25 protein-coding genes are annotated in these 24,927 nt (G+C 56.5%); 7 read left to right on the forward strand and 18 right to left on the reverse strand.

What is annotated here, in order from left to right:
* The first annotated feature begins 65 nt into the window (after window positions 1–65).
* On the forward strand, window positions 66–1,268 hold the full coding sequence (locus tag L2Y28_RS17185; protein ID WP_022649180.1) for an MFS transporter: 1,203 nt from the start codon (window positions 66–68) through the stop codon (window positions 1,266–1,268).
* Window positions 1,265–1,642 (forward strand): DUF4440 domain-containing protein, encoded by a 378-nt coding sequence (locus L2Y28_RS17190; protein ID WP_022649181.1) that lies wholly within the window; start codon window positions 1,265–1,267, stop codon window positions 1,640–1,642. The genes L2Y28_RS17185 and L2Y28_RS17190 overlap by 4 nt, the downstream gene beginning before the upstream one ends.
* A 50-nt stretch (window positions 1,643–1,692) precedes the next feature.
* On the opposite strand, the gene rpoS is transcribed toward L2Y28_RS17190, so the two are convergent.
* Both rpoS and nlpD read right to left on the reverse strand, forming a co-directional pair.
* Window positions 1,693–2,685 carry an RNA polymerase sigma factor RpoS gene (gene rpoS, locus L2Y28_RS17195; protein WP_022649182.1) on the reverse strand — a complete coding sequence of 331 codons (993 nt, stop codon included), beginning with the start codon at window positions 2,683–2,685 and terminating at the stop codon, window positions 1,693–1,695.
* A gap of 60 nt (window positions 2,686–2,745) precedes the next feature.
* Complete coding sequence (nlpD, locus tag L2Y28_RS17200; RefSeq protein ID WP_306307778.1) at window positions 2,746–3,819, reverse strand: murein hydrolase activator NlpD; 1,074 nt, start codon at window positions 3,817–3,819, stop codon at window positions 2,746–2,748.
* On the opposite strand from nlpD, the gene L2Y28_RS25590 reads away from it, so the two are divergent.
* On the forward strand, window positions 3,761–3,892 hold the full coding sequence (locus L2Y28_RS25590; RefSeq protein ID WP_306173474.1) for a peptidase: 132 nt from the start codon (window positions 3,761–3,763) through the stop codon (window positions 3,890–3,892). The genes nlpD and L2Y28_RS25590 overlap by 59 nt on opposite strands.
* Before the next feature lie 94 nt (window positions 3,893–3,986).
* Here L2Y28_RS25590 and L2Y28_RS17205 read toward each other — a convergent pair whose 3' ends face one another.
* The 11 genes from L2Y28_RS17205 to cysG form a co-directional block, all read right to left on the reverse strand.
* Window positions 3,987–4,613, reverse strand: a complete 627-nt coding sequence (locus L2Y28_RS17205) for a protein-L-isoaspartate(D-aspartate) O-methyltransferase (RefSeq protein WP_022649184.1) — start codon at window positions 4,611–4,613, stop codon at window positions 3,987–3,989.
* The gene (surE, locus tag L2Y28_RS17210; RefSeq protein WP_022649185.1) at window positions 4,607–5,368 is read right to left on the reverse strand and encodes a 5'/3'-nucleotidase SurE; all 762 of its coding nucleotides are present in this window, start codon (window positions 5,366–5,368) and stop codon (window positions 4,607–4,609) included. Before surE ends, L2Y28_RS17205 begins: the two co-directional genes overlap by 7 nt.
* Complete coding sequence (gene truD, locus L2Y28_RS17215; protein ID WP_022649186.1) at window positions 5,349–6,398, reverse strand: tRNA pseudouridine(13) synthase TruD; 1,050 nt, start codon at window positions 6,396–6,398, stop codon at window positions 5,349–5,351. Before truD ends, surE begins: the two co-directional genes overlap by 20 nt.
* Window positions 6,395–6,874, reverse strand: a complete 480-nt coding sequence (gene ispF, locus L2Y28_RS17220; protein ID WP_003862097.1) for a 2-C-methyl-D-erythritol 2,4-cyclodiphosphate synthase — start codon at window positions 6,872–6,874, stop codon at window positions 6,395–6,397. Before ispF ends, truD begins: the two co-directional genes overlap by 4 nt.
* On the reverse strand, window positions 6,874–7,584 hold the full coding sequence (gene ispD, locus L2Y28_RS17225; protein WP_000741569.1) for a 2-C-methyl-D-erythritol 4-phosphate cytidylyltransferase: 711 nt from the start codon (window positions 7,582–7,584) through the stop codon (window positions 6,874–6,876). The genes ispF and ispD overlap by 1 nt, the downstream gene beginning before the upstream one ends.
* Before the next feature lie 19 nt (window positions 7,585–7,603).
* A complete protein-coding gene (ftsB, locus tag L2Y28_RS17230) occupies window positions 7,604–7,915 on the reverse strand; it encodes a cell division protein FtsB (protein WP_003862095.1) in 312 nt (103 codons plus the stop codon).
* A 79-nt stretch (window positions 7,916–7,994) separates the two neighbouring features.
* Window positions 7,995–8,321: a DUF3561 family protein gene (locus L2Y28_RS17235; RefSeq protein ID WP_022649187.1), complete on the reverse strand. Its 327-nt coding sequence runs from the start codon at window positions 8,319–8,321 to the stop codon at window positions 7,995–7,997.
* A 58-nt stretch (window positions 8,322–8,379) separates the two neighbouring features.
* Window positions 8,380–8,985 (reverse strand): adenylyl-sulfate kinase, encoded by a 606-nt coding sequence (gene cysC / locus L2Y28_RS17240; protein ID WP_022649188.1) that lies wholly within the window; start codon window positions 8,983–8,985, stop codon window positions 8,380–8,382.
* Window positions 8,985–10,409: a sulfate adenylyltransferase subunit CysN gene (gene cysN / locus L2Y28_RS17245; RefSeq protein WP_022649189.1), complete on the reverse strand. Its 1,425-nt coding sequence runs from the start codon at window positions 10,407–10,409 to the stop codon at window positions 8,985–8,987. The genes cysC and cysN overlap by 1 nt, the downstream gene beginning before the upstream one ends.
* 9 nt (window positions 10,410–10,418) lie before the next feature.
* Window positions 10,419–11,327: a sulfate adenylyltransferase subunit CysD gene (gene cysD, locus L2Y28_RS17250; protein ID WP_022649190.1), complete on the reverse strand. Its 909-nt coding sequence runs from the start codon at window positions 11,325–11,327 to the stop codon at window positions 10,419–10,421.
* A 9-nt stretch (window positions 11,328–11,336) separates the two neighbouring features.
* Window positions 11,337–12,695 (reverse strand): siroheme synthase CysG, encoded by a 1,359-nt coding sequence (gene cysG, locus L2Y28_RS17255; protein WP_022649191.1) that lies wholly within the window; start codon window positions 12,693–12,695, stop codon window positions 11,337–11,339.
* Between the two features lie 237 nt (window positions 12,696–12,932).
* On the opposite strand from cysG, the gene L2Y28_RS17260 reads away from it, so the two are divergent.
* Entirely contained in the window at window positions 12,933–13,976 is a 1,044-nt protein-coding gene (locus tag L2Y28_RS17260) for an aminopeptidase (RefSeq protein WP_022649192.1), read from the forward strand.
* A gap of 93 nt (window positions 13,977–14,069) precedes the next feature.
* Here the strand turns inward: L2Y28_RS17260 and cysH are convergent, their stop codons facing one another.
* The 3 genes from cysH to cysJ all read right to left on the reverse strand — a co-directional run bounded on the left by cysH (window position 14,070) and on the right by cysJ (window position 18,421).
* Window positions 14,070–14,804 carry a phosphoadenosine phosphosulfate reductase gene (gene cysH, locus L2Y28_RS17265; RefSeq protein ID WP_022649193.1) on the reverse strand — a complete coding sequence of 245 codons (735 nt, stop codon included), beginning with the start codon at window positions 14,802–14,804 and terminating at the stop codon, window positions 14,070–14,072.
* A gap of 99 nt (window positions 14,805–14,903) precedes the next feature.
* Window positions 14,904–16,616: an assimilatory sulfite reductase (NADPH) hemoprotein subunit gene (gene cysI / locus L2Y28_RS17270; protein ID WP_022649194.1), complete on the reverse strand. Its 1,713-nt coding sequence runs from the start codon at window positions 16,614–16,616 to the stop codon at window positions 14,904–14,906.
* On the reverse strand, window positions 16,616–18,421 hold the full coding sequence (gene cysJ, locus L2Y28_RS17275) for an NADPH-dependent assimilatory sulfite reductase flavoprotein subunit (protein ID WP_022649195.1): 1,806 nt from the start codon (window positions 18,419–18,421) through the stop codon (window positions 16,616–16,618). Before cysJ ends, cysI begins: the two co-directional genes overlap by 1 nt.
* 303 nt (window positions 18,422–18,724) lie before the next feature.
* Here cysJ and queD point away from each other — a divergent pair, with 303 nt between their 5' ends.
* The gene (gene queD / locus L2Y28_RS17280; protein ID WP_236919562.1) at window positions 18,725–19,090 is read left to right on the forward strand and encodes a 6-carboxytetrahydropterin synthase QueD; all 366 of its coding nucleotides are present in this window, start codon (window positions 18,725–18,727) and stop codon (window positions 19,088–19,090) included.
* Here the strand turns inward: queD and L2Y28_RS17285 are convergent.
* The gene (locus L2Y28_RS17285; RefSeq protein WP_022649196.1) at window positions 19,075–21,429 is read right to left on the reverse strand and encodes a helix-turn-helix domain-containing protein; all 2,355 of its coding nucleotides are present in this window, start codon (window positions 21,427–21,429) and stop codon (window positions 19,075–19,077) included. The two genes, queD and L2Y28_RS17285, sit on opposite strands and share 16 nt — an antisense overlap.
* A 171-nt stretch (window positions 21,430–21,600) precedes the next feature.
* On the opposite strand from L2Y28_RS17285, the gene L2Y28_RS17290 reads away from it, so the two are divergent.
* Window positions 21,601–22,770 (forward strand): M20 aminoacylase family protein, encoded by a 1,170-nt coding sequence (locus L2Y28_RS17290; protein ID WP_022649197.1) that lies wholly within the window; start codon window positions 21,601–21,603, stop codon window positions 22,768–22,770.
* Between the two features lie 27 nt (window positions 22,771–22,797).
* Window positions 22,798–24,195 carry an MFS transporter gene (locus L2Y28_RS17295; RefSeq protein ID WP_022649198.1) on the forward strand — a complete coding sequence of 466 codons (1,398 nt, stop codon included), beginning with the start codon at window positions 22,798–22,800 and terminating at the stop codon, window positions 24,193–24,195.
* A 17-nt stretch (window positions 24,196–24,212) separates the two neighbouring features.
* Here the strand turns inward: L2Y28_RS17295 and queE are convergent, their stop codons facing one another.
* On the reverse strand, window positions 24,213–24,884 hold the full coding sequence (gene queE / locus L2Y28_RS17300; protein WP_006811780.1) for a 7-carboxy-7-deazaguanine synthase QueE: 672 nt from the start codon (window positions 24,882–24,884) through the stop codon (window positions 24,213–24,215).
* Between the last annotated feature and the right edge of the window lie 43 nt (window positions 24,885–24,927).

The raw sequence follows: 24,927 nt of genomic DNA on the forward strand, positions 1-24,927 counted from the left end.
CCTTTGTCGCGTTTATCCGTAACGCGCGGGCCGATACGATACGCCACCTCACCGGAGGAACTTCCATGACGTATCGCAGCAAAATCGCCGTCGTCTTTCTGCTCGGCTTTTTCCTTGATTTGATAAACATGTTTATTGCCAGCGTCGCCTTTCCGGCGATGGCTCACGCATTCAATACCACACCTTCCGCGCTTGCCTGGGTAAGTAACGGATACATTGCCGGGCTGACGTTAGTCATCCCATTCAGCAGTATTCTGACGCGCCGCGTCGGGCCGAAGCGCGTTATTCTGCTCTCACTGCTTCTCTTTAGCGCGGCCTCCGTTGCGGCGGGTTTCTCATCTTCGCTGGAAAGTTTGATTGCCTGGCGCGTCGTGCAGGGCGCCGGAGGGGGTTTACTGATCCCGGTTGGTCAGGCGCTGACCTGGCAACAGTTTAAGCCTCATGAGCGGGCCAGACTCACCTCGGCGGTGATGCTGGTCGCGCTGCTTGCCCCCGCCTGCTCACCGGCTGTGGGCGGCATGCTGGTTCAGACATTCACCTGGCGCTGGATATTTTTTGCCACCCTGCCCGTCGCCATTGTCACCTTTGTTTTGGCCTGCGCGTGGCTTAAAACAGAACCGTCACCGATAAACACCACCAGAATAGTAAACCTGTCTTTGCTGACGGATCCGCTGTTGCGCTTATCCATGCTTATCTATGTATGCGTACCCGGCATCTTTATTGGCGTGAACGTAACGGGCATGTATTACCTTCAGAGCGAGGCCAATATGACGCCCACCGCAACGGGCATGCTTATGCTGCCGTGGTCTGTGGCATCGTTTTTGGCTATCACCGCGACAGGACGCTATTTCAACCGTATCGGCCCGCGGCCGCTGGTGGTCATCGGTTGCCTTTTGCAGGCAACGGGCATTCTGCTTTTAATTAACGTCGGCCCGGCTATGCTGTTACCTGCCTTTGCGTTTGCGTTAATGGGTGCGGGGGGAAGCCTTTGCAGCAGTACGGCTCAGAGCAGCGCGTTTTTGACAACGCGGCGGGAAGATATGCCTGATGCCAGTGCGCTATGGAATCTGAATCGTCAGTTGAGCTTTTTTGCGGGTGCCCTGCTGCTGGCGCAGGCGCTGAGCTTCATGCAAGCTTATTTTACGCCGCTGGCCGCCTGGCACGGGATGTTTATTTTTGCCGCAGTTATCACTTTGCTGCCCGTACTGTACGTCTACCGTCTTAATAACACGCAGTTACTTGCGCAACTGCAACAGGAGCAACCATGACCCATTTCGAACAAGAGATCCTCGACATCCACGTCGCCCTTGAAAACTGGTTAGGTGCAGGCGAAGGCGAACAGGACGCCCTGCTCGCCCGTTTCCGTCCGGATTTTCTGATGGTTCCACCGAGTGGCACCCATTTAGATCATCACGCTCTGGCCCAATTTTTATATACGCAGCGGGGAACCCGACCCGGGCTCAGGATCGGCATTGATGCGCTAACGACGCTTCAGACATGGGACAACGGCGCGGTGCTCCATTACCGGGAGACGCAAACCCGGCCAGGCCAGCCCGTCAACGTGCGCTGGTCAACCGCAGTGCTTAATCAGGAAGGGGATAACATCACCTGGCGTTTGCTGCACGAAACGGCGCAATCGTAAGACATAAAAAAGGCCCGTCTCACGACGGGCCTTTTCTGACGAATGGTTGCTTATTCGCGGAACAGCGCTTCGATATTCAGACCTTGCCCTTGCAGGATTTCACGCAGGCGGCGTAGCCCTTCAACCTGAATCTGACGAACACGTTCACGGGTCAGGCCAATCTCACGGCCGACATCTTCCAGTGTCGCAGCTTCATACCCCAGTAAACCGAAACGACGTGCCAGCACTTCACGCTGTTTGGCGTTCAGTTCGAACAGCCATTTGACGATGCTCTGTTTCATGTCATCGTCCTGCGTGGTGTCTTCCGGGCCGTTGTCTTTTTCATCGGCCAGGATGTCCAGCAGCGCTTTTTCGGAGTCACCACCCAGCGGGGTGTCAACCGAGGTAATGCGCTCGTTGAGACGCAGCATACGGCTTACGTCATCAACCGGTTTGTCGAGTTGCTCTGCAATCTCTTCCGCACTTGGCTCGTGGTCCAGTTTATGGGACAACTCGCGCGCGGTACGCAGATAAACATTCAACTCTTTGACGATGTGGATCGGCAGTCGAATCGTACGGGTCTGGTTCATAATAGCCCGTTCGATGGTCTGACGAATCCACCAGGTCGCGTAGGTTGAGAAACGGAACCCGCGTTCCGGGTCAAACTTCTCAACTGCGCGGATGAGACCTAAGTTGCCCTCTTCAATCAGATCCAGCAGAGCCAGACCACGATTGCCGTAACGGCGGGCAATTTTCACGACCAGTCGCAGGTTACTTTCGATCATGCGACGACGCGAGGCAACATCACCACGCAAAGCACGACGTGCGAAATAGACTTCTTCTTCGGCCGTTAGCAGTGGGGAGTAACCAATCTCCCCAAGGTAAAGCTGAGTCGCGTCCAGCACACGCTGTGTGGCACCCTGCGATAACAGCTCTTCTTCAGCCAAATCGTTATCACTGGGTTCCTCTTCTACTAAGGCTTTTTCGTCAAAAGCCTCTGATCCGTTCTCATCAAATTCCGCGTCTTCATTTAAATCATGAACTTTCAGCGTATTCTGACTCATAAAGGTGGCTCCTACCCGTGATCCCTGGACGAGACACCCTGGCTGGCATGCCCCGTCAATTTATCGCTGCGGTAAATATTGCAGCGGGTTTACGGATTTCCCCTTGTAACGAATTTCAAAATGCAAGCGTGTAGAACTGGTTCCGGTGCTACCCATGGTAGCGATTTTTTGCCCCGCCTTAACTTCTTGTTGTTCCCGGACCAGCATAGTGTCGTTATGGGCGTAGGCACTCAGGTAATCATCGTTATGTTTGATGATAATAAGATTACCGTAACCGCGCAGTGCGTTACCGGCATAGACAACGCGTCCGTCTGCGGTCGCGATGATTGCCTGTCCTTTACTGCCTGCGATATCGATCCCTTTGTTGCCCCCCTCAGAGGTAGCGAAGTTCTCGATAATCTTGCCGTCAGTTGGCCAGCGCCAGGTGGTGATTGACGAGCTGGCATTCTGACTGCTTGCAGTCGGTACAGTAGAGCTAACCACAGGTGCCGTAGTCGGTGCTGTGACAACAGTCGCAGTACCTTTATTATTCGGCAACATTTTGTTAGCACTCTGATCACCTGAATCCTCAGAATACGTAATTACAGGTTGTGAAGCAACCACCGTGGTGGTTTTTTGTGCAGGAGTAACGCTGTTATTTTGCGCAGTTACGTCGGCCGCTGAAACGGTGTTGCCTGGCGTAAGCGGTGTCCCCGTCGCGTTGCCAACCTGAAGCGTTTGCCCGACTTCCAGAGCATACGGGGCCTGGACGTTGTTTCGCTGTGCCAGATCGCGGAAATCGTTCCCGGTGATCCAGGCAATATAGAACAGCGTATCGCCGCGCTTCACGGTATAGGTGCTGCCGCCGGTATAGCTACCTTTCGGAATGTTCCCATACTTACGGTTATACACTATGCGGCCATTTTCAGTCTGAACAGGCTGTTCCACTGCCTGAATCTGCGTAGGCTGCGTAACTGGACGTTGAACCGGCTGGATCTGCGGAGTTTGCTGCGCCGTTGAGGTGCCCATTTTAGGCGGAGGGGTGATCAACATTCCGCTGGACGTGTTACCCGAGCCGCTGGTTCCATTAACGGAACTGACGGGCGCAGGCGCGTTATTTGAACTTGTACAGCCTGCCAGCCAGAGCGAAACCAGTGATAATGCCGCAACACGGCTGATGGTGAATTTTGGGCTTCCCGCGCTCATTTATCCCCCAGGAATGTGTTAACTACCAGTGACTTAAAAATAACCGTAATGGCACGAATCTATCGCGCCACACCATACGCTGAATTTGCCTTAATAACCCTGGAAAAATCCGAGTCTCAGGCCAGTTCGCCCTTAACCAGGGGCACAAAGCGCACGGCTTCCACGGTATCGATAATAAACTCGCCGCCGCGTCGACGAACGCGCTTCAAAAGCTGCTGCTCATCGCCGACGGGCAATACAAGAATGCCACCCTCGTCCAGCTGCGAAAGAAGCGCAGTGGGGATTTCAGGTGGCGCTGCCGTGACAATGATGGCGTCAAACGGGGCGCGAGCCTGCCAACCCTGCCATCCATCGCCGTGGCGTGTCGATACATTATGTAAATCAAGCTGTTTCAGGCGACGGCGCGCCTGCCACTGCAACCCTTTAATCCGTTCCACCGAACAGACATGGTGCACAAGGTGAGCCAGGATCGCGGTTTGATACCCTGAACCGGTACCAATTTCCAGCACCCGGGACTCTGGCGTTAACTCCAGAAGCTCCGTCATACGCGCCACCATGTAGGGCTGCGAAATCGTCTGGCCTTGCCCAATGGGCAACGCCACGTTTTCCCACGCTTTGTGTTCAAACGCCTCATCTACAAACTTCTCACGGGGAACCTGGGCAAGCGCGTTCAGCACCTGCTCGTTGGCGATCCCCTGTGCGCGTAATTGTTCCAGAAGAGTTTGTACACGTTTACTTACCATTGCGCGTTCACTCCGACCCGATCTAACCAGTCCGACACCACATCATGCGCGCTATAAGCGGTTAAATCTACGTGCAACGGCGTAACGGAAACGTACCCTTCATCCACCGCAGCGAAGTCGGTGTCTGGCCCGGCATCGCATTTATCTCCCGGCGGGCCGATCCAGTACAGGGTATTGCCGCGCGGATCCTGCTGGGGAATAACCTGATCGGCAGGATTGCGACTGCCACAGCGCGTCACGCGGATCCCTTTGATCTCGTCCAGCGGGAGGTCCGGCACGTTAATATTGAGGATACGTCCGGTACGCAGCGGCTCGCGGCCAAGCGCACGGAGAATGGAGCAGGTCACCGCAGCGGCTGTGTCATAGTGGGTGTGACCGTTTAACGAGACCGCCAGCGCCGGAAACCCCAGGTGACGCCCTTCCATCGCCGCGGCCACGGTGCCGGAGTAAATCACATCATCGCCAAGATTTGGCCCGGCATTGATGCCGGAGACCACAACGTCCGGCCGCGGGCGCATCAGCGCGTTCACGCCCAGAAACACGCAGTCGGTCGGCGTCCCCATCTGGACGGCAATATCGCCATTCTCAAAGGTAAAGGTGCGAAGTGAAGATTCCAGCGTCAATGAGTTAGACGCGCCACTGCGGTTACGATCGGGAGCCACGACCTGCACATCCGCAAATTCACGGAGGTGTTTCGCCAGCGTCTGAATACCTGGCGCATGGATCCCGTCATCGTTACTCAGCAATATTCGCATAATCACCCGACGTGTTGATAAGTTCCCTGACAACACTGGTGGCAAAGCTACCTGCCGGCAGCCAGAAGCGTAACTCGACGGTTACGTCATCCCACCAGTTCCAGCTCAGCTGTTGCGGGTAGAGGAGCATCGCACGACGTGCCGCCTCGACCTTTTCCCGCACCAGCAACGATTGTAATTCTGGCGCATCCGCCACCGCTGACTGCTCAGCGGCCAGCGCCTCGCCCTGGGTTCCCCAGTCGCCTGAACCCGGCAAGGTGGCGGTAATCATCAGCGTTTTAGCGTCCACGCGCGACTGGACATCGGCCATCTCTTCGGCCGTTGCCACAAACCAGCTTCCGCGTCCCGCTAATTGTAGCGCATCGCCGACAACAACTTGATTAGCGTCCGGTTTTTTCAGCCGTTCGCTCACAATCTGATTAAACAACGCACTGCGGGCCGCCGACAACCAAAAACTGCGTTTATTACGATCGCGCACCGGTGCACCGCTTTGCGCCCAGCGCAGCGCGCCCAGCAGGTTGCTACCACCGATACCAAAGCGCTGAGCACCGAAATAGTTTGGTACGCCGCGTTCGTTAATGGCCTTCAGGCGTTTTTCAACGTCCTCGCGTTCGGTCACTTCGCGCAACACCAGGGTAAAGGCATTGCCTTTCAGTGCGCCCAGACGCAATTTGCGTTTATGGCGGGCGTACTCCAGTACCTTACAGCCCTCAAGCTCAAATTTGCTTAAATCGGGCATGGCATTGCCGGGCACGCGGGCGCAAAGCCACTGTTCGGTCACGGCATGTTTATCTTTTTGACCGGCAAAGCTCACTTCGCGGGCGTGAATATTGAGGAATTTTGCCAGCGCGTCCGCCACGAAGCGGGTGTTGCAGCCGTTTTTCAGAATGCGCACCAGGATGTGCTCGCCTTCGCCGTCCGGCTCAAAACCCAGATCTTCCACTACCACGAAATCTTCAGGGTTGGCTTTCAGCAGACCCTTGCCCTGCGGTTTACCGTGCAGATACGTCAGATTGTCGAAATCCGTCATTTGGCCGCCTTCACCAGCAGCGCCACGGCTTCACAGGCAATGCCTTCGCCACGACCGGTAAAGCCCAGCTTCTCCGTGGTGGTCGCTTTGACGTTGACGTCGTCCATATGGCAACCCAGATCTTCAGCGATAAACACGCGCATCTGAGGGATGTGCGGCAGCATCTTTGGTGCCTGAGCAATGATCGTCACATCAACGTTGCCGAGGGTGTAGCCTTTGGCCTGAATACGACGCCAGGCTTCGCGCAGCAGTTCGCGGCTGTCTGCGCCTTTAAAAGCAGGATCGGTGTCCGGGAACAGTTTGCCAATGTCGCCCAGCGCGGCGGCACCCAGCAGCGCGTCGGTCAGCGCATGCAGCGCCACGTCGCCATCAGAATGCGCCAGCAGACCTTTTTCGTAAGGAATGCGCACGCCGCCAATGATAATTGGGCCAACGCCACCAAAGGCGTGTACATCAAAACCGTGTCCAATACGCATTATGCCTTCTCCTGAGGGGTCGTACGGGTAAGATAAAATTCCGCGAGCTGTAAGTCTTCCGGGCGCGTCACTTTTATATTATCAGCGCGTCCTTCAACAAGCGTGGGGTGGAAACCGCAATACTCCAGCGCCGAGGCTTCGTCCGTAATGGTCGCACCTTCTTTAAGCGCTCGCGTTAAGCAGTCGTGGAGTAATTCGCGGGGAAAAAATTGTGGCGTCAGCGCGTGCCATAGATCGACGCGCTCGACGGTGTGGGCAATCGCCGGTTTACCCGGTTCGGCACGCTTCATGGTGTCACGCACCGGGGCGGCCAGAATGCCGCCCACTTTACTGGTTTCACTCAGGGCCAGCAGACGCGACAGATCGTCGTGATGCAGACAGGGACGCGCGGCATCGTGCACCAGCACCCACTGCGCGTTCCCGGCAGCCTGAATGCCCGCCAGAACGGAGTCAGCCCGCTCTGCGCCGCCGTCAACGACGGTAATCTGAGGATGATTCGCCAGCGGGAGCTGCGCAAAACGTGCATCGCCGGGGCTGATGGCAATAACAACGCGTTTCACCCGGGCATGCGCCAGCAGCGCCGCCACGGCGTGCTCGAGGATCGTTTTATCGCCAATTGAGAGATACTGCTTAGGACATTCTGTCTGCATACGCCGGCCAAAACCTGCGGCCGGCACCACGGCACAGACGTCCGAAAAAGTTGCTGCCATGTCGTAATCCTGGGCCTGATTATCGATTGTTTTGTGCGGAGCCCTGATTGCGTTTAGACGCATCCGGAACCAGGCGATAAAACGTTTCGCCCGGCTTAGTCATACTAAGTTCATTGCGTGCGCGCTCCTCAATCGCCTCCTGGCCGCCATTGAGGTCATCAATTTCAGCAAAAAGTTGATCGTTACGCGCTTTAAGTTTGGCGTTTGTCGCCTGCTGTGCCGCGACGTCATCGCTCACCCGGCTGTAGTCGTGCAGTCCGTTTTTGCCGAACCACAGCGAATATTGCAGCCAGACCAGCAAAGCCAGCAACAGCAGCGTTAGTTTACCCATCCTGCCCCCTGAAAAAACGGCATCATCATCCCATAACTTTCCGCTGGACTCTACTGCGGGGTTTTAATTATGCCGTAAGTTAGCCCATCAGCCATAAAAACAGCAGGCCAAAGATGGCCACAACGGTGGCGATAGTGATGAGCGTACTATACAGGAGCTTGCCGTTGAAAAGGGAGTGCAGCGCCACGCCCACCACAACCGCAACGGGCATCAGCGCCAGGAAGAAAGGCCAGGTATAGAGGAAGAAAAAGAGGGTGTTTCCACCGTAGATCAAAAACGGGATACCCAGCGCCAGTAGCCACGACACAAAGCCGACAATCGCCCCAGGGAAGGACCAGGTCGTCTCGTCGTCGGTCGTTAACGGTTCCGACCCGGTGGTAATCATGTAGTTTTCACTGTTGCGCATAGCTAATCCTGTGACCGTGACTCATCGCTCGGGAAGACAGCTCCCGAACGATACCGTCTCAGGATCTGATAATATCGTCCCGTCTGAGCAGGTCTAATAATTGGCTTACTAAATTTGTTACCAATTGTTGACCTTCCAGATGAATCTCAGGGGATTCAGGCGCTTCGTAAACCGAGTCAATACCGGTGAAGTTTCGCAGCTCTCCCGCGCGGGCTTTTTTATACAGCCCTTTCGGATCGCGCGCTTCGCAGATTGCCAGCGGCGTATCCACAAACACTTCAATGAAGCGATTCCGGCCCACGCGCTCACGCACCATCTGACGTTCGGCGCGGTGCGGTGAGATAAACGCCGTCAGCACCACCAGCCCGGCATCCGCCATCAGGCTGGCGACTTCTCCCACCCGGCGAATGTTCTCTTTACGGTCTTCATCGCTGAACCCTAAATCGCTACACAGGCCGTGACGCACGTTGTCGCCGTCCAGCAGGTAGGTGCTCACTCCCTGCTGATGCAGCGCCTCTTCCAGCGCGCCTGCCACCGTGGATTTACCGGAGCCAGACAGCCCGGTAAACCACAGCACAACCCCACGGTGACCGTGGAGCTGTTCGCGCTGGGCGACGGTGACCGGATGAGGATGCCAGACGACGTTCTCATCATGGGCAGCCATTACTTGCCTCCCAGCAAATCGCGTGCGCCCCAGTGCGGGAAGTGTTTACGCACCAGCGCATTCAGCTCAAGTTCAAACGCGCTGAACTCAGAGGCCACGGTAGCCTGCGCGTTTGGCTCACGGACCATCCCGGCGCCGACGGTGACGTTGGTCAGGCGGTCGATAAAGATCAGCCCGCCCGTCACCGGATTCTGCTGATACGGATCCAGCACCAGCGGCTCGTCGAAGGTCAGATCCACCAGACCGATGCCGTTCAGCGGTAGCTCGCTCACGTCACGGTGGGTCAGGTTGTTGATGTCCACCTGGAACTGAATGCCGTCCACGCGGGCGCGGGTTTTCTTGCCGGCAATTTTAATGTCATAGCTCTGGCCTGCGGTCAGGGGCTGTTCCGCCATCCACACCACGTCCACGGATGCGCCCTGCACCGCCGCCAGCGTTTCCTGCGCGTCGACCAGCAGATCGCCGCGGCTGATGTCAATCTCGTCTTTTAGCACCAGGGTTACTGCTTCACCTGCCCCTGCTTCGTCCAGATCGCCATCAAAGGTGACGATACGGGCAATGGTCGATTCCACGCCGGACGGCAGCACCTTCACGCGCTGGCCCACGTTGACCGAGCCGGACGCAAGGGTGCCGGAGAAGCCGCGGAAATCGAGGTTCGGACGGTTTACGTACTGCACCGGGAAGCGCATCGGCTGGGTCTCAACCACGCGCTGAATTTCAACGGTTTCCAGCACCTCTAGCAGCGTCGGGCCGCTGTACCACGGCATGTTCGCGCTCTGAGAGGCGACGTTATCCCCTTCCAGCGCCGACAGCGGCACAAAGCGAATATCGAGGTTGCCCGGCAGCTGTTCAGCAAAGGTCAGGTAGCTCTGGCGGATCTCGTCGAATCGCGCTTCGCTGTAGTCCACCAGATCCATTTTGTTCACCGCCACCACCAGGTGTTTGATCCCCAGCAGCGTAGAGATAAAGCTGTGACGACGCGTCTGATCCAGCACGCCTTTACGGGCGTCCATCAGCAGGATCGCCAGGTCACAGGTGGACGCGCCGGTCGCCATGTTACGGGTGTACTGCTCATGCCCCGGGGTGTCGGCGATAATAAATTTGCGCTTTTCGGTAGAGAAGTAGCGATAGGCGACATCAATGGTAATGCCCTGCTCGCGCTCCGCCTGCAAGCCGTCCACCAGCAGCGCCAGGTCGAGTTTTTCGCCCTGGGTGCCGTGGCGTTTACTGTCGTTGTGCAGGGAAGAGAGCTGATCTTCGTAAATTTGTCGCGTGTCGTGCAGCAGGCGACCAATCAGGGTACTTTTCCCGTCATCAACGCTGCCGCAGGTCAGGAAACGCAGCAGACTTTTGTACTGTTGGGCGTGCAGATAAGCTTCTACGCCGCCTTCATCGGCAATTTGTTGGGCAATAGTCGTATTCATGGCGGCTCCTTAGAAATAACCCTGACGTTTCTTCAGCTCCATGGAGCCTGCCTGGTCGCGGTCAATCACGCGGCCCTGTCGCTCACTGGTGGTCGACACCAGCATCTCCTCGATGATCTCCGGCAGCGTCTGCGCACTGGATTCCACCGCGCCGGTCAACGGCCAGCAGCCGAGAGTACGGAAACGGACCATCTGTTTTTTGATCACTTCACCCGGCTGTAAATTAATGCGATCGTCGTCGATCATCATCAGCATGCCGTCGCGCTCCAGGACCGGGCGCTCTGCTGCCAGATACAGCGGAACGATCTCAATATTTTCCAGATAGATGTACTGCCAGATATCCAGCTCGGTCCAGTTGGAGAGCGGGAAGACGCGAATGCTTTCGCCCTTGTTGATCTGGCCGTTGTAGTTGTGCCACAGCTCCGGACGCTGGTTTTTCGGGTCCCAGCGGTGGAAGCGGTCGCGGAAAGAGTAGATACGCTCTTTGGCGCGGGATTTCTCTTCGTCACGCCGTGCGCCGCCGAAGGCCGCATCAAAACCGTATTTATTCAGCGCCTGCTTCAGCCCTTCGGTTTTCATGATATCGGTATGCTTGGCGCTGCCGTGCACGAACGGGTTGATGCCCATCGCCACCCCTTCCGGGTTTTTGTGCACCAGCAGCTCGCAGCCGTAGGCTTTGGCGGTACGGTCACGAAACTCGTACATCTCGCGGAATTTCCAGCCGGTATCCACATGCAGCAGCGGGAACGGCAGCGTTCCCGGATAAAACGCTTTACGCGCCAGGTGCAGCATGACGCTGGAATCTTTACCGATGGAGTACATCATCACCGGGTTAGAGAACTCGGCGGCCACTTCGCGGATAATATGGATACTTTCCGCTTCGAGCTGCCGCAGGTGAGTAAGTCGTTTTTGGTCCATAACCGTTCCTTAAGCCAAATTTACAACAGAAGCGCCGAAGCCTTCTGTGTCGGTTGTGTGTTGGAACCAGGCGAGCGAGCTGTGCAACTGCACCACTTCTCCCACCACGATCAGGGCGGGCATCGGGGCGTCTTTCGCCAGGGTTGCAAGGTCTTGTAAAGTGCCGATGGCGACATGCTGATCGACGCGTGTCCCGCGGGAGATCACTGCTACCGGCGTCGCCGCATCGCGACCGTGCTGAATAAGCTGTTCGCTGATGTCTGCCGCTTTCATCGTGCCCATATAAATCGCCAGCGTTTGTCGGCTCTGGGCGAGATGCGACCAGTCAAACGGCGTGCTGTCGGCTTTATAATGCCCGGTCACAAAGGTCACGCTCTGGGCGTAATCGCGATGGGTCAGCGGAATACCGGCGTAGGCCGTGACGGCAGACGCCGCCGTAATGCCGGGGACCACCTGGAACGGGACGCGCGCTTCGGCTGCCGCCTGCAACTCCTCGCCACCACGGCCGAAGATAAACGGGTCGCCCCCTTTCAGGCGCACCACGGTCTTGCCCGCTTTCGCGGCGGCAATCAGCATTTGATTGGTGTCGTGCTGCGGCACGGAGTGCTCGCCGGCACGTTTACCAACGCAGATTTGCTCCGCGTCACGGCGGATCAGTTCGCGAATACCGTCGGTGACCAGATGGTCGTAGAACACGACATCCGCATCCTGAAGAACCTGGAGGCCACGCAGCGTGAGCAGCCCGGCATCGCCCGGCCCGGCGCCCACCAGAATGATCTCCCCGCCCGTACTGCCGGGGTTATCCAGTTCGTCCTCGAGAATTTGTTGCGCCGCCGTCTCGTTACCGGCATGCATCAGGCTGGCAAAGCGGCCGCGAAACACACGCTCCCAGAAGCGACGGCGTTCCGTCACGCTGGTCAGACGCGTTTTAAGGTGGTTGCGCCAGTAGCTGGCCTTCTCCGCCATGCGCCCGAGGCTGGTCGGCAGCAGCGCTTCGATTTTTTCCCGCAGCACGCGCGCCAGCACCGGCGCGGTGCCGCCGGAGGAGATCGCCACCAGCAGCGGCGAGCGGTCAACAATCGACGGGAAGATAAACGAGCACAGCGGCTGGTCGTCTACCACGTTCACCAGACGGTGACGGGCCTGGGCTGCGTCGGAGATGCGGCGGTTGAGCGCCCGATCTTCGGTTGCCGCAATCACCAGCACCACGCTGTCGATCTGAGACTCTTCAAAATCCGCCTCTGCAACGACCTGCACCTGCGCCCCGGCGCGTTGCAGGAACGCGATTTTGCGATCGGCAATTTCACCCGTCCCGACAACCAGTACCGGTCGGTCTTTCAAGGCGGCAAAAAGGGGGAGATAGTCCACAGGCAACAACTCACTAACAACCAGGAATAAAGGGACTATAGGGGGCGGCTTAGATCGAATGAAATTACGAATTGGAATGAGTAGTTACTCAATGGAATAACGCCGTGAAAAAGCAAATATCAAAAAGTGCTTAACATGCGAAATTTCGGGCATTTAAGCGCAATTCAAATTGTGTCTACCCGATCACAGTTTCATACTATGCGGGTTAAAATTTTGCTCTGTTTTTAAGGACTCACTATGTTTTCCGCAATGCGCCACCGATTCGTTGCCCTGGCGCTCGGCGTTTTCTTTATCCTTCCGGCTCAGGCAAAAAATCAATCTTACGGTGAAATAGCCAGTATGCAGGCGCGGCATATTGCGACGGTCTTTCCGGGCCGTATGACCGGAACCCCAGCCGAGATGCTCTCGGCAGACTATATTCGTCAGCAGTTTGCGGATATGGGCTATGAAAGCGACATTCGCGCTTTCCACAGCCGCTACATCTATACCACTCGCAATAAAACGCAAAACTGGCATAACGTAACCGGCAGCACGGTTATTGCGGCGCACGAAGGAAAGGCGGCTGAGCAGATTATTATTATGGCGCACCTTGATACCTACACGCCGATGAGCGACGCCGATGTCGATAATAACCTCGGCGGGCTGACGCTTCAGGGACTGGATGACAATGCGGCGGGGCTGGGCGTCATGCTTGAGCTGGCCGAACGCCTGAAGAATATTCCGACGAAATACAGCATTCGCTTTGTTGCGACCAGCGGTGAAGAAGAAGGAAAACTCGGCGCTGAGAATCTCCTTAAGCGCATGACCGCTGAGGAGAAGAAAAATACGTTGCTGGTGATTAACCTCGATAATCTGATCGTGGGAGATAAGCTCTATTTTAATAGCGGACAGAGCACGCCGAGCAGCGTACGTAAACTCACCCGCGACCGCGCGCTGGTGCTTGCCCGCACGCATGGCGTCTATGCCGCGACAAATCCGGGCGGTAACCCCGATTATCCCAAAGGCACGGGCTGCTGTAATGACGGTGAAGTGTTTGATAAGGCGGGCATTCCGGTGCTGTACGTCGAGGCGACTAACTGGGCGCTGGGCAAAAAAGATGGCTATCAGCAGCGCGCTAAATCGAAGGCGTTCCCAAACGGGACCAGCTGGCATGACGTGCGGCTGGATAATCAGCAGCACATTGATAAAACGCTGCCGCAGCGGATTGAGCACCGCAGCCGGGATGTCGTGAAAGTGATGCTGCCGCTGGTGAAGGAGCTGGCGAAAGCGGGGAAAGCCTGATGCAATTAAGCCCGGTGGCGCTGCGCTTACCGGGCCTACAACGGCACGAAACGTAGGCCCGGTAAGGCGTAGCCGCCACCGGGCGAAAAAACATTACCCTTCGTGCAGCCCGCACTCGCGCTTCAGCCCAAAGAATCGCGTCTCTTCTTCCGCCATTCCCGGTTCCCATTTACGCGTGGTATGGGTGTCGCCTACCGACAGGTAGCCCTGATCCCACAGCGGATGGTACTTCAGCCCGTGCTTTTGCAGATACTGGTACACCGTGCGGTTATCCCAGTCGATGATCGGCAGCACTTTGAACACGCCACGCTGCACCGCCAACACCGGCAGCGTTGCCCGGCTCCCGGACTGCTCGCGGCGGAGCCCAGCAAACCACGTCTGCGCATGAAGATCTTTCAGCGCGCGGTTCATCGGCTCGACCTTGTTGATCTCATTGTATTTCTCGATGCCCTCAACGCCCTGCTCCCACAGCTTGCCGTAACGCGCCTCCTGCCAGGCCGCGCTTTCGGTTGCGCGATAAACCTTCAGGTTCAGCTTGAGCTTGTCCGTCAGCTCGTCGATAAACTGATAGGTCTCCGGGAACAGATAGCCGGTATCGGTGAGGATCACCGGAATGTCCGGACGGATCTGATTCACCAGATGCAGACTGACCGCCGCCTGAATGCCAAAGCTCGACGAAAGCACATAGTCTCCCGGCAGGTTTTCCAGCGCCCACGCCACGCGCTCTTCGGCGTCGAGCTTTTCCAGTTGGGCGTTAGTTTCTGCCAGAGCCAGAATGCGTTCAACTTTTGGCAGGTCATTAAGGGCGTTTAGATCGAGTACGGACATAAGAACCTCGTTTGCCTGTTTCGCCGGGCGGCACTGCGTTTGCCCGGCCTACAAAACCCGTAGGCCCGGTAAGCGAAGCGCCACCGGGCAAAGGATGGATTACTCCCAGAAATCCCTTGCGGGATCGAGCACCGGGCGAATGATGCCCGCACGTACCGTAAAGTCGCCGAAGCCTTCACCCGCTTCGCGCTCTTTCGCCCAGCGTCCGATAAGCACGTCGAGGGAATCGAGAATTTCCGGCTCGGTGATGTTCTCGCGGAACATACGCGGAATACGTGTCCCGATACGGTTACCGCCCAGGTGCAGGTTATAGCGACCCGGCGCTTTCCCTACCAGACCGAGTTCGGCCAGCATCGCGCGGCCGCAGCCGTTCGGACAGCCCGTCACGCGCATAACAATATGCTCGTCCGGAATACCGTGTTTTTCCAGAATCGCCTCCACTTTATCAGTGAAGGACGGCAGGAATCGCTCGGCTTCGGCCATCGCCAGCGGACAGGTCGGGAACGACACGCAGGCCATTGAGTTTTCACGCTGCGCGCTCACCGCATTCATCAACCCGTGCTCGCGGGCCAGTTCTTCAATTCTCGCCTTATCGCTTTCCGGCACGCTGGCGACGATCAGGTTCTGGTTGGCGGTAATACGGAACTCGCCTTTGTGGATCTTTGCGATTTCCAGCAGGCCGGTTTTCAGCGGACGGCCCGGATAATCAAGGATACGGCCGTTTTCGATAAACAGCGTCAGGTGCCAGTTATTGTCGATGCCTTTCACCCAGCCGATGCGATCGCCGCGACCGGTGAATTCGTAAGGGCGGATCGGCTCAAACTTGATGCCCGCGCGACGCTCCACTTCTTCTTTGAACGTCTCGATGCCTACGCGCTCAAGGGTATATTTGGTTTTCGCGTTTTTACGATCGGTACGGTTACCCCAGTCGCGCTGGGTCGTAACCACCGCCTCTGCCACGGCCAGCGTGTGCTCCAGCGGCAGGAAGCCGAACTCGCTCGCGGTGCGGGCGTAAGTTTTCTTGTTACCGTGCTCAATGGACAAACCGCCGCCCACCAGCAGGTTAAAGCCGACCAGCTTGCCGTTTTCGGCAATCGCCACGAAGTTCATGTCGTTGGCGTGCAGGTCGATATCGTTCTGCGGCGGGATCACCACCGTGGTTTTAAACTTACGCGGCAGGTAGGTCTGACCGAGGATCGGCTCTTCATCGGTGGTGGCGACTTTCTCCTGATCGAGCCAGATCTCCGCATAGGCGCGGGTACGTGGCAGCAGATGTTCAGAGATTTTTTTCGCCCACTCGTACGCTTCGGCGTGCAGCTCAGATTCGTACGGGTTCGAGGTGCAGAGCACGTTACGGTTCATGTCGTTGGCAGTCGCCAGCGCGTCCAGACCCACGGAGTGCAGCATCTGGTGCACCGGCTTGACGTTCTTCTTCAGAATGCCGTGGAACTGGAAGGTCTGACGGTTGGTCAGACGAATGCTGCCGTAGATTGTGTTTTCACCGGCAAACTTGTCGATCGCCTGCCACTGTTTCGTAGTGATTACCCCGCCCGGCAGACGACAGCGCAGCAGCATCGCGTGACGCGGCTCCAGCTTCTGTTCGGCACGCTCGGCGCGGATATCGCGGTCGTCCTGTTGGTACATACCGTGGAAACGGATCAGCAGGAAGTTGTCGCCTTTGAAACCGCCGGTCAGGCCGTCATTTAAATCTTCGGCAATGGTACCGCGCAGGTAGTTGCTCTCTACCTTCATGCGCTCGGCATCAGTCAGTTTGCCTTCGACCACCAGTGGGCCAGGATGTTTTTCGCTCATTAGTAGACATCTCGCTGATAACGGCGCTCTACGCGCAGCTCACTTAAAAATTCATCCGCCGTTTCGGCATCCATACCGCCGAATTCGGCAATCACTTCCAGCAGTGCCTGCTCAACGTCTTTCGCCATGCGATTGGCGTCGCCGCAGACATAAATGTGGGCGCCGTCATTGATCCAGCGCCACAGCTCTGCGCCCTGTTCGCGCAGTTTGTCTTGTACGTATACTTTTTCTTTCTGATCGCGGGACCAGGCCAGATCGATGCGGGTCAGCACGCCCTCTTTGACGTAGCGCTGCCACTCAACCTGGTAGAGGAAATCTTCAGTAAAGTGCGGGTTGCCGAAGAACAGCCAGTTTTTACCCGGCGCGTCGTCTGCCGCACGCTGCTGCATAAAGGCGCGGAATGGCGCAATACCGGTGCCTGGGCCAATCATAATCACCGGCGTTTCGGGGTTCGCCGGCAGGCGGAAGTTGTCGTTGTGCTCGATAAAGACGCGAACTTCACCCTCTTCTTCCACGCGGTCTGCCAGGAAGCCTGACGCCCCGCCCGCGCGCGCGCGGCCTTCGATGTCGTAACGCACCACGCCAACGGTGATGTGGACTTCGTTTTCCACTTCCGCCTGCGAGGAGGCGATGGAGTACAGGCGCGGGGTCAGCGGACGCAGCAGGCCGACCAGCGCGTCAGCATCCAGCTGTGCCGGAGAGAAACGCACCATATCGACAATCGGCGTTGTCGCCGCGTATTGCTGTAACTTCGCCTTGTCCCCGACCAGCGGAAGGAGCGATTCGCTGCGGGTTAAGGTGGCGTAGTTTTCAACGATGTTGGCGGTATTCACCGTCAGTTCGAAATGCCACTGGAGCGCCTCGGAGATCGAGAGCGTTTTGCCATCCACGGTAACCGGTTCATCGCCTTTCAGCCACAGCAGCTCGACCAGCTCTTTCACCAGCGCCGGATCGTTCTGATACCAGACGCCCAGCGCATCGCCAGGCTGGTAACGCAGGCCAGAGTCACCGAGATCGATTTCGATATGGCGCACGTCTTTTTCTGAATCACGGCCCGTGATTTTCTGGTTTACCGACAGGCTCGCCGTCAGCGGCGCCTCTTTCGTGTAAGGGCTGGTGTGGATTTCGTTAACGGTGCCGGCTACGGTAACGGCGGCCTGCACTGGCGTCTCTTTCGGGACGCGGGCCTTCAGCACCTCAACGATGCGCGCCCGCCATTCGGCGGCGGCAGCCTGGTATTCCACGTCAGCGTCTACGCGATCCAGCAGGCGCTCTGCGCCCAGCTCCGCCAGCTTGCTGTCGAAATCTTTACCGGACTGGCAGAAAAATTCATAGGACGTATCACCGAGGCCGAAGACGGCAAAGGCGGTGCCCTCGAGCTTTGGTGCTTTTTTCGAGAACAGGAACTTATGCAGCGCGACGGCTTCTTCAGCAGGCTCACCTTCCCCCTGCGTTGACGCCACCACCACCAGCAGTTTTTCTGACGCGATCTGTTTGAATTTATAATCCCCGGCGTTGACCAGGTTAACGTTCAGCTTCGCGGCGAGCAGGTCATCACGCAGCGCTTCGGCCACACGACGGGCATTACCCGTTTGCGAAGCGGAGATAAGCGTGATGGCAGGAATTTCAACGGCCGTTGGCGGGACGCCTGCCACAGCACCCGGCTTCTGGTTCAGCATTCCCCAGAAATAGCCGGAGACCCAGGCAAGCTGGGTGGGTGAAAAATCGGAAGTCGCGGCCTGGAGGCGCGCCAGTTGCTCCGGGTTAAGGGGAAGCAAATTTGAAGGTGGGGCCTGTGTTGTCATGCGTCGTTATGTTCCAGTAGCAAAGCGGACTTTAAGCGAATAAATCCAAACTGAAGATAAGGTTAACGGCGGGGATAATAACAATTAAAGAAGGGATGGAAATAATTAATAACCAAATGGACTAACCTGTTTTAGTTATCGTTCTTAACGATAAAAGCGATTAAATAACCATATGAAATAAAACAACAAAAATCGATAAACACCATGAATACGAGGCGGTGACCGTTCAGAGCCGTTTTAGTTAATGATAAAAATTGTGCTTTCCGGTACTATGCGGCGGTTTTTTCCGCATTCCTGAGAGCTATGATGTCCACCACACTGTTTAAAGATTTCACCTTCGAAGCCGCACACCACCTTCCACACGTTCCTGCCGGGCACAAATGTGGCCGCCTGCATGGACACTCGTTTATGGTGCGTCTTGAAATCACCGGTGAAGTCGATCCCCATACGGGCTGGATCATGGACTTTGCCGAACTGAAGGCCGCGTTTAAGCCGACCTACGATCGTCTCGATCACTACTATCTGAATGATATTCCGGGCCTTGAAAACCCGACCAGCGAAGTGCTGGCGAAATGGATTTGGGATCAGATGAAACCGCTTGTGCCGCTGCTGAACGCGGTCATGATCAAAGAGACCTGCACGGCAGGCTGCGTCTACCGCGGGGAGTGAATCTCCTCCGTTTCGGCCTCAAGAGGCACGAGCGGTGTAAACTCATAGAGCACCAGCGCATTACTCTCCAGTGATTCTGTCAGTTGCCAGCCGTCATCAATGCGTTCATCGTACAGGGAAAGCGTTGGACGCGCTTTGTGCGCTATCCAGCGCCACATCTCTTCGTCAGGGCCGCTTTCGCTGCCTACCCCTTCAAGCAACGGATAGAGCGCGCCGTTATGCTGATCGAAAAGATGGCGTTTAATTCGCCAAATACCGCGCATTCCCTTCAGGTGTAAATGATACTGCTGGCGAAAACGCTGGATGAATGCTTCTTCACTGGAAAGGAGCGGATTAAAAACCACCACATTACGCAGCAGCAACTGGTAACCATTGTGATGGCGCGTGAGCAGAACACGCCCGTCGTTTACCAGCACCTCGCCCCGCAGGCGTTGCCAGAGCCAGAGTACCCAATAAACCGGCCGTGGAAGACCATGGTTGTACTGTAGCGCAAGGCTTGACGTATCGATGGTGTTGTTCGCACGGGCTTCACCCTGAAGGCCCGAATTGAGCCAGAATCCCCCTAGCCAGACCTGTTCCGATAGCCCGAGCAGGCTCTGCATCAGCAGCGCCCCACGAAAAAACCAGCCGTTTGTCGCCCGCGTGTTCCCGGTGAGGGTATTCCAGGAGAGAAGCCAGACGGGAAGCGAACATTTGCGCAGACGAAGGGCGGCGATAATCTGGCGGATCTTCTGTACCGGATAATTTTCTGTAGAAGAGAGTTGGGCTGGCTCCCGCTGCGCAGGATCGAGAAGTTCATTGGCATCGGCTGAACAGGCAAGAAAATCGGCCTGCATCAGGATGGCTGAGCTGAACAGGGTATTGTCGCTCACGCCCGCGCTGTCGGGTGAAAATCGATGCCATAAACCAAACTTTGCCTGTGGCAGATAGTTGCGTATGACGTTTTGCTGCGCCAGCCAGACCTGCTCCCGGGTCTCCTCACTCGCCTGTGTTGACCAGTGCATGACAAAGTGCCAGCCCGCGGTGATCTCGGGCGAAAAATGATTGACCGACCGTTGTAAAAAACGGGCAAGTAGATCGCGACGGGTCGTTACGCCGGTGTGCAGCAGCACCGTCCATTGCTTTTTTGCCAGCCAGGTGAAGAGCTGATGCAGATTGTACCAGCAGGCGTAGCCCGCCATCTGGGGGTCATCCCACCCGGTGGCAAACAGACGGCTGCTGAGAAAAGGTTCGGCGATATCAATTCCCTCTATGGGAATGGCCTCATTTATCGCTTCAAGATTCTGACGAACGTCCTCACGCAGTAAATCGTCGAGCTCACGCAGGGTAATGACCACCCGCATACGACGCAGCGAGGTGGAGAGAGGATTAAGCTGCTCAAGATCCAGTGTCTGCTCCTGCTGCGGTCGATCGATAAGCGGGGAGGCTCCCCAGCCGCGCGCCACCGGTTCATTGAGCAGGCTAAACAGTTTATCCATGGCCACCGGATAGCGCTGCTCACACCTGTCCGTACGAACACGTGTGGCCTCCGGGTGCTGGCGTCGGGACTTACGAAACTCACCCGGGGACATATTGTGAACACGCCGAAACCGATCGGTCATCATACGCGTGCTGGCGAAACCCTGCTCAAGCGCAATCTGATGCAGCGGTCGGTTCGTCAGACGGAGCGCGTCAGCCGCCTTTTCCAGCCGCAGGGTGGTGATGTACTGCATGAAACTGATCCCCACCTCCTTTCTAAAGAGACGAGAGAGCCAGGCTTCAGAGACATATTCACTCGCGGCGATTTCCGCAAGCGTAATACGGCGAGAATAACTGGCATTGATCCGCTCTATCACCCGGGCAATGCGTTTGCTGTGCGCTGGGGAAAGTTCACGGGACAAAAACCGGGCGGGCTGCTGAAAGCGGCTGGTCAGCAACAGCAATATCTCGCTCAGCCAGCGGTACGCCTCCAGCCGGTAGCGGTGTGGGTCGTTGATGAGGGTGACCACAAGAAGCTGGCGCAGCAGATCGCGAAGCGCATCGCATTGGGGCCAGACGCCTCCGGCTTCTGCCGGTATAGCGTAATCATGGACAAAAAAATCATTGCAGAGCTGGACCACCCAGCGCCCGGAAAGGGACACGCGCAGGGTGATATTTGCCGTTTCGCTCGTGAACTGCCAGCGCCGATGACGGTTGATGATGGCAAGGGTATTGGCCTCCAGGATGTCACGTGCCACATCGGTATTCAGCTCAGCCCGCCCTTCCAGCACCCAGAGCAACGTTAGCGTATCGCCTTCATCCTCCACGCAGTGGCGAATGTCCTGGATCTCCACCCAAAATTCATCTCCCCGCTGATTCATCTTTCCCCTCATCAAAGACAAATAATGACCGGCTCTTTTTTGTCATAACGGAATTGTATGAAAAACAATCAAAACAAAACCGTCGCTTTACAACAAAAAAATGCATTTTCTGGCAGTGCGATCGTCATAGACTCGAAATTATCACCGTTTGGCATAAAAAGGATAACAAAAATGACACATCCAATTATCGAAGCTCTGCGCGGCAAAGAGGCCCAATTCACTGAATTACGTCGCTATTTTCATCAGCATCCTGAAATTGGTTTTGAGGAGCACAATACGAGCGATCGCGTTGCGGCGTTGCTTGAGGAATGGGGATATGAGGTTCATCGCGGCCTGGCGAAAACCGGTGTGGTCGGCACACTGAAGGTGGGTAACGGGCCTAAACGCCTGGGTCTGCGCGCCGACATGGATGCGCTGCCTATGCAGGAAAACAGCGGCAAGGCCTGGAGCAGTACCGTTGAGGGTAAATTCCACGGCTGCGGTCATGACGGCCACACCACAACGCTCCTGTATGCAGCGGAGTACCTGGCACGCACCCGCAATTTTAACGGCACGCTGCACCTTATTTTTCAGCCCGCGGAAGAACTTCTGTATGGCGGACGCGTTATGGTAGAGGACGGTTTGTTTGACCTGTTCCCCTGCGACCACATTTTTGGTCTGCACAATATGCCGTCACAGCCCGTCGGAAAAATTGGTCTGCGCGATGGCGCCATGATGGCCTCTTCGGACACCCTTCATATTGAGGTTAACGGCGTGGGGGGGCACGGCGCGGTGCCAGAACATACCGTAGACGCCACCCTGGTTGCCTGTCATATCACTATCGCTTTGCAGTCCATTGTTTCGCGCAATATCACCCCTTTTCAGCCTGCCGTCGTTACCGTAGGCAGTATTCAGGCCGGACATGCCCCCAACATCATCAACGACAAAGTATTGATGAAACTTACCGTGCGCACGCTGGATGAAAGCGTGCGGCAAACCGTGCTACAGCGCATCCATGATATCGCCGTTGCGCAGGCGGAAAGTTTCAATGCCACGGCTACCATTCGACACATTAATGGCAGCCCGGTACTGAAAAACAATCCGCAAGCCAATGAGATGGTGCGCAGCGTCGCCACCGATCTGTTCGGTCAGGATTCCGTCGCGGAGGTGAATGCGTTTATGGGCAGCGAGGACTTTGCGTTCATGCTCGAGAAAAATCCCAATGGCTGTTATTTCACCCTTGGCGCTGGCGATGAGCCTGACCGCTGCATGGTGCATAACCCGGGCTACGACTTTAACGACACTATTCTCCTCACCGGCGCGGCGCTGTGGGCCGCACTGACCGAACACTATCTGCGCTGATTCGCACCTTCCCGGGAGGACTGCATTATGAGTACCGTTTCCCTGACAGACGCATCCGCCTACGCCGGTAACGATCGGCTGCTGGCGGGTATCGTCATGAGCGTTCTGACCTTCTGGCTGTTTGCCCAGTCGGTTATCAACGTGGTTCCGGCCATGCAGAATAGCCTCGACATTGCCCTCGAAACCCTTACGCTGGCCGTCAGCCTGAGCGCGTTGTTTAGCGGCTGTTTTGTCGTAGCCTGCGGTGGGTTTGCCGATAAGTTTGGGCGCATGCGCCTGACCATGACAGGCCTGATTTTGAGCATGATCGGAAGCGGTCTGCTGTTCATTTCATGGGAGCCCGTCCTGTTTCTGTTGGGAAGAGCGATACAGGGGCTATCCGCGGCCTGCATCATGCCCGCCACGCTGGCGCTGATTAAGACCTGGTATGAAGGGAAAGCACGCCAGCGCGCAATCAGCTTCTGGGTTATTGGTTCATGGGGCGGGAGTAGCCTGAGCTCGTTTGTGGGAGGCGCAATCGCCACCACGCTGGGCTGGCGCTGGATTTTTATTTTGTCGATAGTGGTGGCTCTGGTCGCGCTATTACTTATCCGCGCCACGCCGGAAAGCCGCAGCCCTGATGCGTGTCGACACAAGCTGGATATCAGCGGCCTGGTGAGTTTTGTCCTTATGCTGGTGCTGTTCAATCTGTTTATCAGCAAAGGACACAGCTGGGGCTGGAGCAGCAGTTTATCGCTTCTTGTACTGTGTGGAGCCGTGATTGCACTGATGTGCTTTGTCGTTACCGGGCGGCGGAAGGGCGATGCGGCGTTGATCGATTTCGCCCTGTTTAAAAACAGGGCCTATAGCGCCTCGGTATTCTCAAATTTCCTGCTCAACGGCTGCATTGGCACCATGATGATCGCCAGCATCTGGTTGCAGCAAGGCCATCATCTGTCACCGCTACAGACCGGTATGATGACGCTGGGGTATCTGGTTACCGTACTGGCGATGATCCGGGTGGGTGAAAAACTGCTTCAGCGCTATGGCGCCAGGCTGCCGATGATGACCGGCCCGCTGCTGACCGCAACAGGTATTACGCTGATTTCATGCACCTTCTTAAGCAAAGAGGTCTACATTGTCACCGTCTTTCTGAGCAATATTTTATTCGGGCTGGGGCTCGGATGTTACGCCACGCCCTCAACGGACACGGCGGTAATGAATGCCCCTGAAAACAAAGTGGGGGTGGCTTCAGGGATCTATAAGATGGGCAGTTCCCTTGGCGGCGCAATGGGGATCGCGGTCACCGCATCGCTGTACGCCCTATGGCTGCCGATGGGAATGGCCAGTGCCGCGCAGTATGCCTTGCTGTTCAACAGTGCGATTTGCCTTGGGTCGGCAGTCGTGACCTGGGCTTTACTGCCAACAACAAAAGCCCCGCGTTAAGCGGGGCCACAAAAGTATCAGGCAATGTTCAGATATTTGTGCGTCTGCATCGACAGGCGCCAGTTGCGGGCGATACAGGTTTCAATGCACAGACGGGTTGCATCGTCTTTCTGGCTGATAGGCTGTAGCGCGATCACGCGCTGCTTCTCATCCGTCAGCGTCGCCAGCAGTTCATCCAGCGCTTCGATGTCACGCACGCGCCCCACCGGATGTTTGATCTCATCCGCACGCTCAAGCGCCTGCGACAGTACGTCATAACCGCCGCGCATATTCACTTTCGGTGAAACCGTTACCCACGTTGAATGGGAGCAGCGCACTTCATGGGTACCGCTGGTTTCGATCTGACAGCTATAGCCATTCTTCTCGAGCAGTTCGGTGAGGGGCATCAAATCGTGAATGCAGGGTTCCCCGCCGGTGATCACCACATGCCGCGCCGTCCAGCCCTGACGACCAATAATGGCAAGCAGATCTTCCGCACTGCCCGCGCCCCATTTATCGCTCTCTTTGGTTTTCGCCAGAATGCTGAACAGCGACACTTCCCGATCTGCGAGCTTATCCCACGTATGTTTGGTATCACACCAGGCGCAGCCAACCGGGCATCCCTGTAAACGAATAAAGATAGCGGGAACGCCGGTAAAGTAACCCTCGCCTTGCAGGGTCTGGAACATCTCGTTAATCGGGTACTGCATAGTCAACTCTGTTAAGGGAATAAACGATAAGTATCGCAGATCC

The sequence above is a fragment of the Enterobacter sp. JH25 genome, assembly GCF_021725435.1.
Taxonomy (GTDB): Bacteria; Pseudomonadota; Gammaproteobacteria; order Enterobacterales; family Enterobacteriaceae; genus Enterobacter; species Enterobacter intestinihominis.